This window comes from Asanoa ferruginea, assembly GCF_003387075.1.
In the GTDB taxonomy this organism is placed as follows: domain Bacteria; phylum Actinomycetota; class Actinomycetes; order Mycobacteriales; family Micromonosporaceae; genus Asanoa; species Asanoa ferruginea.
In genome coordinates, this window is record NZ_QUMQ01000001.1 from 6,315,235 (window position 1) to 6,328,334 (window position 13,100).

11 protein-coding genes and 2 pseudogenes are annotated in these 13,100 nt (G+C 72.7%); 12 read left to right on the forward strand and 1 reads right to left on the reverse strand.

Going from position 1 to position 13,100, the window contains the following annotated elements:
• Positions 1-28 precede the first annotated feature (28 nt).
• The 12 genes and pseudogenes from DFJ67_RS29520 (at position 29) to DFJ67_RS42945 (ending at position 12,247) form a co-directional block, all read left to right on the forward strand.
• A complete protein-coding gene (locus DFJ67_RS29520) occupies positions 29-1,150 on the forward strand; it encodes a Gfo/Idh/MocA family protein (protein ID WP_116071064.1) in 1,122 nt (373 codons plus the stop codon).
• 194 nt (positions 1,151-1,344) lie between these two features.
• Positions 1,345-2,621 (forward strand): annotated as a pseudogene (locus DFJ67_RS44585) (TldD/PmbA family protein).
• 141 nt (positions 2,622-2,762) lie between these two features.
• Positions 2,763-4,001 carry a TldD/PmbA family protein gene (locus tag DFJ67_RS29530; protein ID WP_211333973.1) on the forward strand — a complete coding sequence of 413 codons (1,239 nt, stop codon included), beginning with the start codon at positions 2,763-2,765 and terminating at the stop codon, positions 3,999-4,001.
• Positions 4,001-4,855, forward strand: coding sequence for a DUF4438 family protein (locus DFJ67_RS29535; RefSeq protein WP_239097474.1), 855 nt, complete (start codon positions 4,001-4,003; stop codon positions 4,853-4,855). Before DFJ67_RS29530 ends, DFJ67_RS29535 begins: the two co-directional genes overlap by 1 nt.
• Positions 4,852-5,679, forward strand: a complete 828-nt coding sequence (locus DFJ67_RS29540; protein ID WP_116071066.1) for a DUF4438 family protein — start codon at positions 4,852-4,854, stop codon at positions 5,677-5,679. The genes DFJ67_RS29535 and DFJ67_RS29540 overlap by 4 nt, the downstream gene beginning before the upstream one ends.
• Positions 5,676-6,356: a GntR family transcriptional regulator gene (locus DFJ67_RS29545; protein WP_116071068.1), complete on the forward strand. Its 681-nt coding sequence runs from the start codon at positions 5,676-5,678 to the stop codon at positions 6,354-6,356. Before DFJ67_RS29540 ends, DFJ67_RS29545 begins: the two co-directional genes overlap by 4 nt.
• A gap of 27 nt (positions 6,357-6,383) precedes the next feature.
• Complete coding sequence (locus tag DFJ67_RS29550; RefSeq protein WP_116071070.1) at positions 6,384-6,812, forward strand: hypothetical protein; 429 nt, start codon at positions 6,384-6,386, stop codon at positions 6,810-6,812.
• A 118-nt stretch (positions 6,813-6,930) separates the two neighbouring features.
• Entirely contained in the window at positions 6,931-8,160 is a 1,230-nt protein-coding gene (locus tag DFJ67_RS29555) for an MFS transporter (RefSeq protein ID WP_203784077.1), read from the forward strand.
• Between the two features lie 152 nt (positions 8,161-8,312).
• A complete protein-coding gene (locus tag DFJ67_RS29560) occupies positions 8,313-8,783 on the forward strand; it encodes a hypothetical protein (RefSeq protein WP_147315653.1) in 471 nt (156 codons plus the stop codon).
• Positions 8,784-8,788: 5 nt separating this feature from the next.
• Positions 8,789-9,922 (forward strand): hypothetical protein, encoded by a 1,134-nt coding sequence (locus DFJ67_RS42940; protein ID WP_170216043.1) that lies wholly within the window; start codon positions 8,789-8,791, stop codon positions 9,920-9,922.
• A 443-nt stretch (positions 9,923-10,365) separates the two neighbouring features.
• Positions 10,366-10,956, forward strand: a pseudogene (locus DFJ67_RS44035) (phosphotransferase); the annotation flags it as partial.
• 133 nt (positions 10,957-11,089) lie between these two features.
• Positions 11,090-12,247: a lanthionine synthetase LanC family protein gene (locus DFJ67_RS42945; RefSeq protein ID WP_244940443.1), complete on the forward strand. Its 1,158-nt coding sequence runs from the start codon at positions 11,090-11,092 to the stop codon at positions 12,245-12,247.
• A 1-nt stretch (position 12,248) separates the two neighbouring features.
• Here DFJ67_RS42945 and DFJ67_RS29575 read toward each other — a convergent pair whose 3' ends face one another.
• Positions 12,249-12,995 (reverse strand): GntR family transcriptional regulator, encoded by a 747-nt coding sequence (locus DFJ67_RS29575; protein WP_116071076.1) that lies wholly within the window; start codon positions 12,993-12,995, stop codon positions 12,249-12,251.
• Positions 12,996-13,100: the final 105 nt, after the last annotated feature.

Genomic DNA, 13,100 nt, shown 5'->3' on the forward strand with positions numbered 1-13,100 from the left:
CCCGGAACCGAAACGGAAAGGAAACACCATGAGTGACAAGCTGCGCGTGGCCGTAGCCGGCGCGGGCCGTTGGGCCCAGCGCGCCCACATCCCCGGCTGGCAGCGCGACCCGCGCGTCGCGGTCGTCGCGCTCGCCGACACCAACCCCACCGCGCTCGCCGAGGCGGGCGAGCGGTTCGGCGTCAAGAAGCTGGTCACTGACTATCGCGAGCTGCTCGACGACCCCGATGTCGACGTCGTCGACGTGGCGACCGCCAACCGGGCCCACTACGAGATCTCGGCGGCGGCGCTCGACGCCGGCAAGCACGTGCTGTGCGAGAAGCCGGTGCACCACGACAACCGGGAGACCCGGGCGCTGGCCGAGTTGGCCCGCAGCAAGGGCCTGAAGACCAAGCTGGGCTTCACGTTCCGCTACGCGCCCGCGGTGCAGTATGCCAAGAGCCTGATCGACGCGGGCTTCGTCGGAACCCCGTACATCTTCAACGGGTATGAGCAGAACAGCCAGTGGATCGACCCGGCGACCCCGATGCGCCAGGTCGACCCCGACGCGGACCCCGACGTGCTGACGACCTCGTCGATCGAGGGCTACGGCGCGCCGATCATCGACATCATGCACTGGTGGAGCGGCGGCAACCTGACCTCCGTCGTCGGCACCATGCGCAACTTCGTGCCCCAGCGGATGGTCCGCGACACCGGCGTCGTGCAGCGCCTCAACATCGACGACGGCGACATGTGGATCGGCGAGTTCGACAACGGCGTGCTGGCCTCGATCCAGTCGTCCTACGTCACGGTCGGCAACTTCCCCGGCATCGAAGCGCGCATCTTCGGCTCCGAGGGCGCCATCATCGTTCGGCTGGTCGAGGAGTTCGGCATCTGCCAGACCATCAAGACGGCCACCAAGGGCTCGGTCGAGTTCGTCGAGCAGGAGATCCCGCAGGAGTTCTTCCCGGCCGGCGGGCACAGCCGGGAAGACTGGGACTTCCTGTTCTACTCCAACCTCTGCGCCGACTTCACCACCGAGATCCTCTCCGGCAACGCGGTCAACCAGGGCGACTTCGCTCAGGGCGCGCTGGTGCAGGAGACCATCAACGCGTTCGAGAAGTCGTTCCGCGACCGGGCGTGGGTGTCGTTCCCGTTGGAGTCCGCGTGACAGCGCACGAGTGGGGGGCGCTCGCTGACGACGCGGGCGCCCGCGCGATCCTCGAATCGGCACTGGACACTGTGGATGGCCGGGTCGAGTATGCCGACGCCCGACTGATCGAGTGCGAGGAGCTGCGGTCCTACGCCCAGCTCGGTGCCGACCCCGACGAGCGGATCGAGCAGAACGTCGGCATCGGGGTGCGGGTGCTGGTCGGCGGGCAGTGGGGGTTCGCCGCCCGGCCACTCGCGTCGCACGCCGACGCCGCCACGGCGGCCCGCTCGGCGTACGCGTCGGCCGTCGCCCTGGCCGGCAGCGGCAAGCCGGTCTCGCTGCCGCCGCGGCTGCCGGTCAGCGGCCGCTACGAGACCTCGGCCGAGGTCGACCCGTTCACTGTGGACACCGCCGAGCGGCACGACCTGCTCGCCGGCTGGCTCGGCGCGGCCAGCGCGCCCGCCGAGGTGGCCGCCGCGCAGGCCGGTGTCAACGCCAAGCGGCAGCACCGGCACTTCGCCAACACCGAGGGGTCGCGCCAGCACCAGCACCTGCTGGAGACCGGCGCGATGCTGGTGGTCACCGCGGCCGGGCACGGCGACGTGCAGCGGCGCAGCTACCCGAACTCGTTCCACGGCAACACCGCCGGCGCCGGCTGGGAATACCTGGCCTCGCTCGGCATGCGCGAGAACGCCGCCCGGGTCGGCGAGGAGGCGGTCGCGCTGCTGACCGCGCCGCTGGCGCCGCGCGGCTACGCCGACGTGGTGATCGGCGCGCAGCAGGTCTCGCTGCAGATCCACGAGTCGTCCGGGCACGCCCTGGAGCTCGACCGGATCCTCGGCGACGAGGCCAACTACGCCGGCACCTCGTTCATCAAGGCCCGCGACGTCGGCTCGCTGCGCTACGGCTCGGACGCGGTCACCATCGCCTCCGACCCGACCGTCCCCGGCACCCGGGGCAGCTTCGCGTTCGACGACGAGGGCACCCGGCCCGCCGCGCGGCCCTGATCGACCGCGGCATCGTGCGCAACACCCTGTCCACCCGCGACTCGGCGGCCCGGTCCGGGCTCGCGCTCACCGGTGCGGCCCGTTCCGACGGCTGGGCCTACCTGCCGGTCTGCTTCTCCACCCACGTCTACCTCGAGCCCGGCGACGGCGGCAGCCTCGACGAGCTCCTCGACCGGATGGGCGACGGCTACTACATCGACGACAACCGGAGCTGGTCGATCGACAACCAGCGGCTCAACTTCCAGTTCGGAACCGAGGTGGCGTACGAGGTCAAGCGTGGCCGCCGCGGCCGGCTGCTGAAGAACTTCTCCTACGGCGGTGTCACGCCGCAGTTCTGGGGCTCGGTGGAAGCCGTCGCCGGGCCGGCGGAGTTCCGGGCGTTCGGCTACCCGTGCGGCAAGGGCGAGCCCAAGCAATGGGGCTTCCTGAGCCACGGCGCCTCCCCGATGTTGGTGCGTGACCTGCGGATCGGAGTGGCCTGATGACCTCGTTCGCCCCACCGGTGGCCCCGGACGGGCTGCTCGACCACCTCGCGGCCGCCGCCAAGGTGCCGGCCGCCGACGCCGTCGAGATCACCCCTGCTCGGCCGGGCCGGCGAATACACCCGGTTCGCCGGCGGCCGGGTGCACCAGCCCCAGGACATTCTGGAAACCCAATATTCCGTACGCGCGATCGTCGACGGACACGCCGCCCGGGCCGCCACCGGCACGCTGGACGGCCTGTCCGAGGCGGTCGAGCGGGCCGCGGCCGCCGCCCGGGCGCTCGCGCGGCGGGCCGGGGGAGCCGCCGGTTCGGCCGGGGTCTCGCTTCCGGCGTCCGCGCCGGACGTGCCGCTCTGGCACGACGACACCGCGGCCTTCGACGCCGCCGCCCGGGCCACCGCGGCCGGGCAGACGATGCGCGGCGCGGCGGCCGCGGGCGGCGAGGCGGCCGGCATGTTCGGCCGCGCGCTGACCCAGATCGCCGTGGTCAACTCGGCCGGCGTCGCACACCACGCGCTGGCCACCGAGGCGCTCGGCACGCTGACCGCCACCGTCGCCGACGGCACCTCGCACTGGATCGACCTGCACCGGTCGGTCGGCGCGATCGACCTGGCCGCCAGCGTCGAGCGCACCATCGCCGAGGCCGTCGCCGGCCAGGGCCGCATCCCGGTGCCCGACGGGCACTACACGATCGTGCTCGGCCCGCAGGCCGCCGGCGAGCTGCTGACGTTCCTCGAGGACGCCGGCTTCTCCGGCGAACTCGCCGCCGCCGGGGTCGGGCTGGTGGCCCAGCGGGCCGGCCAGCAGGTGGCCTCGTCGCTGGTGACCGTCGCCGACGACGCCACGACCACGATCGGCCTGCCGATCGGGTTCGACATGGAGGGCACGCCGAAGCGGCGGGTGCCGCTGCTGACCCGCGGTGTCGTGGGGGAGGCGGTGACCAACCTGGCCACGGCCGCCGTGCTCGGCACCGCCTCGACCGGGCACGCGCACATCGCCCGCGAGGAGGTGCCCACGCCGGTCGCCGCCAACATGGTGATGGACGGCGGTGACGCGACCGAGGCCGAGCTGATCGCCGGTGTCGAGAACGGCATCTACGTGCAGCGGTTCTGGTACACGCGGCTGGTCGACCGGGTCACCGCCACCATCACCGGTGTCAGCCGCGACGGCTGCTTCCTGATCGCCGACGGCAAGCTGGCCGCGCCGGTCGCGGGGGCCAGGTTCACCCACTCGATCCTCGACTTCCTCGGCACCGTCGACGGGGTCGGTTCGGCGCGCCGGTCCCAGCCGGTGATGAACGTGTGGAACGGCGCCGTCACCGCGCCCGCGTTGCGCGGGCACGGTTTCCGGTTCGGCGCCGCGACCGTGGAGGAGGCCTGATGGCCCTACGTACCAACGCCGATCGCCTGGTGACCCAGATCCTCGCCGGTGAGGTCTGGCCCGCCCTGGCCGACCGGCACGGCTACCGGGTCGACGCCGACGGGACCCCGTTTCTGCTGCCCGGCATGGGCGGGGTCACCCTCGGCGTGCACCCGGGTGACCCGGCCACCGGCTATGAAGCCGACCATCTGGAGCCGGGCCTGTCCGTCCGGCACCGCGACGCCGGAGCCAACATGGCGTTGCAGTTCCTGAGCTGCGTCGGCAACACCGTCACGGTCCGCTCGGGGCCGGCCGCCGGTTTCACCGGCAAGGTCATCGGACAGCACGCGTACGTGCTGGTCGACCTCGTCGAGGAGGAGTTGGCCCAGGTCAGCACCGGCGACCAGGTGACCGTGGCGGCCCGCGGCCAGGGGCTCAAGCTGCTCGACCACCCGGCCGTGGTGGCCAAGAACCTCGACCCTGGGCTGCTCGACCGGCTGCCGGTGCGCACCCGCGACGACGGCCGGCTCGAGGTCGGCGTCGCCGCGCGGGTGCCGGCCGTCGCGGTCGGGGCGGGCGCGGGGATGGTGTCGGAGTTCGCCAACACCGACCTGATGGGCGCGTACGCCGGTCAGGGTGACGATCTGTCCCTCGGGCTCGAGTCGCTGCGGATCGGTGACCTCGTGGTGCTGGAGGACAGCGACCACCGCTTCGGCCGTGGCTTCCGGCCCGGCTATCTGACCATCGGGGTGATCAGCACCGGTCACTGCCGCCTGTTCGGGCACGGTCCCGGGCCGAGCAGCATCCTGTCCGGACCGGCCGAAGCGTTCCACATCGTCGACGACCCCGACGCCTGCCTTGGAGGACTGCTGTGACCACCGTCGCGGTGAACCTGACCGGAGTGGTGGAGACGCCCACCATGCCGTCGTCGCCCTACCTCATCGACGCCGACGGGCACCCCTACGTGCCGGTCGGTGACGGGGGCGTGGTGCTCGGCGTACACGTGGGTGACGGGGTCTTCGACGTCGACGGCGACCACGTCGCGCCCGGCGTCACGCTGGCGCACGCCGACCAGGCGGCCCGGCACGCGTTGACCGCCTTCGCCTGCTTCGGCAACCGGGCGCTCGTGCGCAGCGGCGCGGCGGCCGGCACCGAGGGTTTCGTGCTCGGCAAGCGCGGCGAGGAGGGCCGGGTCATCGTCGTGTTCCCGGACGACGTGCTCGCGCGGCTGGTGCCGGGCGACACCATCGTCGTGCGCGGCTTCGGCCAGGGCGCCACGATCCCCGGGGTGGCGCTGCTGAACGCCGACCCCGGCGCGCTGTCACTGCTGCCGCTGACGATCGGCGACGGGTCGGTGTCGGCGGTCGTGCGGGCGGTGCTGCCGTCCTCGTACGCCGGGAATGGGATTGGTCGTCCGGCCCAGATGTGGGACATCGACCTCCAGCTCACCCCGGCCACCGACCCCGGGCTGCGGCTCGGCGACCTGGTCGCGGTCGACGACCTCGACGTGCGGCACAATGCCGGCTACCGGCGCGGCTATCGCACGATCGGGCTGATCGTGCACGGCGGCAGCCCGCTGCCGGGGCACGGCCCGGGCCTGATGCCGATCCTGTGCGCGCCGGCCGAGAACCTGCCGGTCACGATCGCGGCCGACGCGTTGCCCATGCTCCGCCCCGACCACCTAAACTCCCGGCCATGAGCGATCCAGCGTCTGTCCTGCACAGATCCCTGCCGGAGAGCGTCTACCTGCTCCTGCGCCGGCGGATCCTCAACAACGACTTCGCGGCCGGGCAGCGGCTGATCGAGGCGACCATCGCCGAGGAACTCGGCGTCAGCCGCTCCACGGTCCGCGAGGCGTTGCGGCAACTGTCGGTCGAGGGCCTGGTCGACATCTCGCCGCGGCGGCACAGCATCGTCACCCGGATGGCCTACGAAGACATCCGGGACGCCTGCTATGCCAGGTTCGTGCTGGAGGCCGGCGCCGCCCGCAGCGTCAGCGAGCGCTCCGGCCTCATCGTCGCGATGAAGAAGGTCGTCGCCCGGATGGGCGAGGCCGCCGAGTCCGGCGACGTGGCCCGCATGATCGACCTCGACACCGAGTTCCACGGCTGCATCATCGACGCCTCCGGCCGGCATCGCCTGGGCTCCCTGTGGCGGATGCTCGACGCCCAGATGGGCGCCCTGATGCGCTCGTCGATCGACCGGCAGCACATCGCGCTCGACGAGGCGGTCCGCCGCCACCAACTCCTGGTCGACATCTTCGGCGTCGGCACGATCGACGAGATCGTGGCGGCGATGGAGGAGCACTACCTGGGCACGGTCGACGACATGGCCGAGGCCGGCATGCTGACCCGCGAGGCCGGCGCCCCCTCCTGATTGCGCCCTGGCGCTACGCTCCGCACCATGCGTGACGGTCTATGGGGTTCCCGGCTGGCGTGGCTGCTGACGTTCGGCGGCGGGATCGTGCTCTGGGGGCTGCTCTTCGGGTGGGGCGAAGACGTCCTCTTCGGCGGTGGGCTGGCCGTGCTCGTCTCGGCTGGGGTGAGCCTGCTCCTTTACCGCCGCAAGGCGGCACGCGGCGAGGTCGAGAGCGAAGAAGACGACGTCGACTGGCTGGCGCGCGGTTCGATCGCGGTCTGGCTCGCGGGCAGCAAGCGGCGCTACCTGGCCACCTTCACGCCGACCGCACCGGTCGTCGAAACGGCCGACCGGCACGAACGCCGCATCCTCGAAACCATGCGCGCGGTCGGCATGCCGCCGGCTACCCTGGTGCCGCTGGACGGAGAAGCCCCCGACGACCTTGACCTCGTGGAGCTGCCCCGCCGCTTATAGGGGAGTTGAGAACATGCCCGGTCGCTCGCGCACGCGTTGACGTTCCAGGCCGATTCCGGCCTGACCGGCTCGCGTGCTGCCCCGATCGGCGCGGCACGACCTTACCCAAGGAATCCTCGTGCCTGCCTCCTCCGCTTCGCTCTGGAGTGATCCTGACTTCCGCCGGCTCTGGGCCGGTCAGACCGCGTCGCAACTGGGCGAGCAGGCCACCCTGGTGGCGCTGCCGCTGATCGCCGTGCTCACCCTCGGCGCCCGGCCCGACCAGGTGGGCGCCCTGCGTGCGGTTGGCCAGGCGCCGCTGCTGCTGTTGCCGCTGTTCGTCGGCGCCTGGGTCGACCGCTGGCGCACCCGGACCGTGATGGTGTTGGCCGACCTCGGCCGGGCGCTGGCGCTGACCGGCGCCGTCGTGGCCGCCTACGTCGGTGGTCTGGGCCTGCCGGCACTCGTGGTGATCGCGTTCGCCGTCGGCGGCCTGTCGGTGTTCTTCGACGTGGCCTACCAGGCCTCGGTGGTCCGGCTGTTCCGCCGGGACCAGTTGGCCCGGGCCAACAGCGCGATCGAGGGCAGCCGGTCCGGCGCCCAGATCGCCGGCCCCGCACTGGGCGGTGCGCTGGCATCGTCGTCGCTCGGCATCGCCGCCACCGCCCTGTTCTTCGCACTCTCGTTTCTGTGCATCCGCCGGATCCGCCCCGACGAGCCGGTCCCCACGCAGCGTCCACTTCGGATCGGGCAGCGGATCGGCGACGGTGTCCGCTTCGTGGCCGCTGATGCCGCGCTGCGCACGGTGTGCCTCGCGTCGGCGGCGTTCCAGTTCAGCCTCGCCGCCACGATGACCGCCTACCTGCTGTTCCTGCCGCGCGACCTGCACCTGTCCGGCGCCGCGGTTGGCCTGGTCCTGGCGGCGACCGGCCCGGGCGCCCTGCTCGGCTCCCTGCTGGCGGCCCGCCTACCGGCCCGGCTGGGCTACGGCCCGGTCCTGGTGGGAGCCGCGGCCATCGGCGACGGCGCATTCCTGATCGTGCCGACCCTGCACAGCGGGGCCGCGGCGACCGTGCCGTTGCTGGTGGCGGCCAACCTCGTCTTCGGTGCGTTAGGCCAACTCGTCAACGTCACGGTCATGGTCGTGCGCCAGGCCCTGACCCCGAACCAGCTGCAGGGCCGCGTGGCGGCGACGATCACGTTCGCCGGCATGGGCACGGCCCCGCTCGGATCGCTGCTGGGCGGCGTGCTGGCGACGCAGTGGGGCCCGCGCACGAGCCTGGCGGTGACGGCCGCCGGGATGCTGCTCTCACCGCTGCTCATGGCGCTGTCGCCGCTCGCGCGGATCGGCCGGGATGTGTCGTCATAGGAGGGTGATTGCTCAGCATCTGCCCAATGCCGGGTGGGCCGGCGGGATCGCGCGGCGAGCGGCGAGAATGCCGGAGGGTGCTGCCGCACCCGCAGCGAGTCGGCTGGCCGCAGGAGGGGGTCGCCATGCCGGTCTTCAAGGTCCGCGATCTTATGATCAATCTGTTGCCCGAGGGTGGCGGGCCGTTGCCCCGCTGTCCGGGCGTCTCGTTGCCCAACTGTGCGGCCAACTCGTGCTTCAACGTCTCGGTCATCGGCTGCGGTGTCACCTGTCCCGCGATCACCCGGTGCACCCACGGCACGCTGATCGCCGACACCTGCCCGGCGAGCTCCTGTTACAACTACACCTGCGAGGTCACCAACTTCAGCCGGGGCTGCGGCCAGGGATACACCTGCCTGATGCCGGGCGAGGGGATCGGCCAGGCCGAAGACCTGACCCTGCTCAAGCAGCAGCTCAGGTTGGCGCTCGAGCAGGTGGAGGCGCAGGAGGCGGCCCGCGACGAGGCCGAGCGGCCGCAGACGATCGAAGAGGTCGATCAGCTGACCGAGCGGCTCAACGACGCGCTCGACGAGCTGCGGCGCCGCCGGGTCGAGCTGTCGGAGCGCCCGGCCGACGGAGACTAGCCCCCGTGCCGGCTCCGGACCTGACCGCGGCCACCCTGCGCGCCAACCCCGCCTACGAGCTGGTGCCGTTCGCTCAGCTGCCACCGGGCGAGCAGCGAGCCCTGCACGCGCTCACCCGCGACGCCGACTTCTACGGGATCCTGCGGCCCCGTGACGCGGCGAGCAGACTCGGCGTCAAGTCGGTGTGCCGCGAGACCGCGCTGCTGTTCGACACCCTGCGCGAGCCCGGCGGGTTGCCCGGATACCTGCGACCGGCCAGCGAGGAGGTCTGCGCGGAGCTGTGGCGGCTGCTGCTCGACGGCGTGCTGGAGCTGCGGGTCGACGACGGATACGTGTCCGGCCCGGCGGCGCACGGGATGGCCGCGGCTTCCGGCGATCCGCCGGCCACGGGCCGGATCGCGCGGCTGTCCGTCGCGGCCGTGCGCTACGGGCAGGCGCTCGAGCTCTCCAACACCCGCCGGTTGTCGGAGAAGCTGTATTCCTACGGTCGGCAACCGCTGTCGCCACACTGGATTCGCACGCTCGGCGATCCCGACCTGGTCGCCCGCCACCTCGGCCTGCACCGCGGTGTGCCGCACCGGGAGTGGATAGCCGCGGCGGGTGGCACCGGCCCTGATCCCTGGCTGCGCTGGGCGCGGCGCGGTGCCCCGGCCCACGGTGCCGGCCTGGCCAAGCTCTACGTCAGCGTGGTCTGCGCCGACGTCGGCAGCGCCTTGCGGGTCACCGCGGCACTCGCCGCCGGTTCGTCCGCGGCATTCCTCAAGGTCGGCGGCGACCCGGCCGCGCTGCTGCGGCCCGACAAGCTCATGGTCTATTTCTGGAACCTCGACGACCTGCGCGAGTTCGCCTGTGCGCTGTCGGGTGAGCTGGCCGGGTGCGGCGTGCAGGGTGTGCCGTTCACGGCCGAACTGGCCGGTGACGGCCTGCTCTCGTGGGGGATGGACCCGCCGCCCGACGAGAGCGTGCCGGCCTGGCTCGGGCAGGAGAGCTGGCGGCTGTGGATCACCAACCGGCTGGCGGTCGCGCTGACCGGCGCCCGGGCGGCGGCCGAGCCGTGGCTGTTCGCTCTCGACCGGCTCCGCCTCGACGGGGTCGACACCGGGTCCTGGACCCCGATCGGCGCGGGCGCCGCCCAGTGAGCCTGCCACCCGAGTTGGTGCTGCCGGCCGACGTCCGACTCGTCCCGGTTGTCGAGCTGGCCGACGACCTGCGCGCTCAGCTCGACAGCGCGGAAGACGACTTCGTGTTGGTCCGGCCCCGCTCCCGGGCACCGTCCAAGGTGGTCAACGCACAGGCCGCCGAGCTGCTCGCCGGTTTCCGCGCACCGTCGTCGGTGGTCGACGCGGTCATCGGCTACAGCCGCGCGCACGGCACCGATCCGGAAGAGGATCTCGAGTCGGCCTTCCCGCTGATCAGCCAGCTGTTCGAGGCGCGGCTGCTGGTCGCGGCCGACGACGCCGACCGCGCCGGGGTCGCCGGCGTCTTCGAGCCCGGCCAACCGGTCGGCTCCTACACAGTGCTCGACCGGGTGCAGGCGCTCGAAGACACCGAGATCTACATCGCGAGGTCGGTAACCGACGACGTGGCGCTCAAGGTGTCGCGGTCGCCGGTCGACACACCACAGCCCGGCTTCGACCGCGAGGCGGCGGTGCTGCGGCACCTCGACGGCGAGGTCGCGCCGCGGCTGCTCGCCGACACGGCGCTCGACGGGCATCGCTGCCTGGTGACGTCGTGGTTCCCGGGCCGCCATGTGTCCACCGTGGCCGACGAGCTGCGCCGGCTCCCCGACGATCGCGTCGAGCTGGGGCGGCTGTGCGTCACGGTGCTCCGGGCCTACGCGCGGCTGCACCGGCGCGGCGTCGTGCACGGCGACGTGCACCCGCGCAACGTGCTGGTCGACCCGCTCGGTGAGGTCTGCGTCGTCGACTACGGGCTGGCCGGCTTCGCCTCGGCCGACACCGCGTTCGGCCCGCCGCCGCGGGGCGGCGTGGCCTATTTCTACGAGCCGGAGTACGCCCGGGCCGCCCGCAGTGACGCTCCACCGCCGGCGGTCACGCCGGCCGGCGAGCAATACGCCCTCGCCGCGCTGCTGTATCTGCTGTTCACCGGCGCTCAGCACCAACAGTTCCGGCTGGAGAAGCAGGAACTGCTGCGACAGATCGCCGAGGAGCCCGCGCTGCCGTTCGCGCAGCACGGCGGACCGCCGTGGCCCACGGTCGAAAAGGTTCTGGGCCGGGCCCTCGCGAAAAAACGCCGCCGACCGCTTCCCTTCCGTCGACGCCTTCGCCGGTGCGCTCGCGGCGGCCGTGTCCACTCGACCGCCAGCCGCGCGACCGCCGGCCGCGCCGCGCCCCGCGCCGCTGCTCGACGAGGTCCTCGGCCGGACCGGATCGTTGCTCGCGTCCGGGCTGCCGGCGCCGACCGGCTCGGTCAACTACGGCGCCGCCGGCATCGCCTACGCGCTGCACCGGATCGCCACCGTTCGCGACGACCCCGAACTCCTCGCCACCGCCGACGTGTGGGCCGCCCGTGCCGTCGCGGCGGTGGGCGACGACGCGGCGTTCCGCAGTGCCGACCTCGACATCGGGCCCGAGACCGTCGGCGTCGTGTCGCCCTTCCACACGGCGAGCGGCACCTATGCCGTGCGGGCGCTGGTCAGCCACGCGTCGGGTGAACCCGGGGAACGCTCGGCCGCGGTCGAGGCGTTCGTGCGCCACTCGCGTCGCGCCGAAACGCGGCTCGATCTGACGCTGGGCCGCTCCGGCACCCTGCTGGCGGGTGCGCTCCTCCTGCCGGTGGCACGGGACCACGCCGGGCTGCGCGACCTGGGCGACGACACCGCCGCCGGCCTGCTGGAGGAGATCCGCGCACCGGCGGCCGTGGCCGACGCGCGCTACCTCGGTGTCGCGCACGGCTGGGCGGGCGTGCTGTTCGCCCTGCTGTCCTGGCACCGGGCCCGCCGCACGCCGCCGCCCACGACGGTTGTCGACCGGCTCGCCGAGTTGGCCGCCCTGGCCGAGCCCAGTGGCTCGGGGCTGCGCTGGCCCACCAGCGGGCGCGGCGCCGCCGGCGGGCTGCCGCGCTATCTGAGCGGGTGGTGCCACGGCACCGCCGGCTACGTGCAGCTCTGGTCGGTCGCCTACGCGATGCTCGCCGACGAACGGCACCTGGCGCTGGCCGAAGGCGCGGGCCGGCACACCGCGGCGGCCGCCGACGGTGCCGGCAACCTCTGCTGTGGCGAGGCCGGCCAGGCCTACGCGTTGTTGCACCTGCATCGGACCACGGGCGACGCGCACTGGCTGACCGCCGCGAAGGAGCAGGCGCGGCGAGCGGTGGAGCACCGCGACCGGGCCCGCCCGGCACACAGCCTCTACAAGGGCGAAGTCGGCGTCGCGGTGCTGCTGGCCGACCTGGCTCGGCCTTCGACGGCCCGGATGCCGTTCTTCGAAGACGAGGGATGGTGAGTCAGCGGGCGACCAACGAGACCTCGAACGAGTAGCGGTCGGCGCGGTAGACATGGGAGCCAAACTCGACCGCCCGGCCGGCGTGGTCATACGCCGTCCGCTGCATGGTCAGCAACGGTGCGCCGCGGCCCTCGCCGAGCAGCCGCGCCTCGGCCGTGGTGGCCCGCCGAGCACCGATCGTCTGGTCGGCGATCCGCAGTTGCACGCCGTGTTCGCGCAGCACCTGGTAGAGGCCGCGTTCGCCGAGTTGGGCCGCGGTCAGGCCGGGCGCGACGGCGCGGGGCAGGTGGTTGTGCATCAGGGCCAGCGGCTCGTCGTCGGCGAAGCGCAGGCGCTCGATGGTGAAGACCTCGGTGCCCGGCTCCAGGTGCAGCGCGGCCCGGATCGGCTCCGGCGCCGGGGCGACCGAGAACGCCAGCACCTGCGTACGCGGCTCCCGGTTTGCCCGGCGCAGGTCGTCGTCGAGGCTGGTCAACTCGACCTTGCGGCGCACCGCGCTGTGCACGACCTGGGTGCCGACGCCCCGCTTGCGCACCACCAGGCCCTTGTCGACCAGCGTCTGGATGGCCTGGCGCATGGTCGGCCGGGACAGGCCGAGCCGGTCGGCGAGGGTCACCTCGGTGTCGAGCCGCGAGCCGGCCGGCAGTTGGCCCGACTCGATGAGGTCCTCCAGGGTGGTGGCGACCTGGAAGTAGAGCGGCACGGGGCTGAACCGGTCGATGGTGATCAGGCTGGCGATGCCGTCCACGTCGGACTCCTCGGGCGGTCGGGGGGATCCATGATAGGGCCCGCCGAGGGGATGATCCGAACGTCAGTATGTCTTAACAAACACTTGACACGAGTTCCGCGGCAC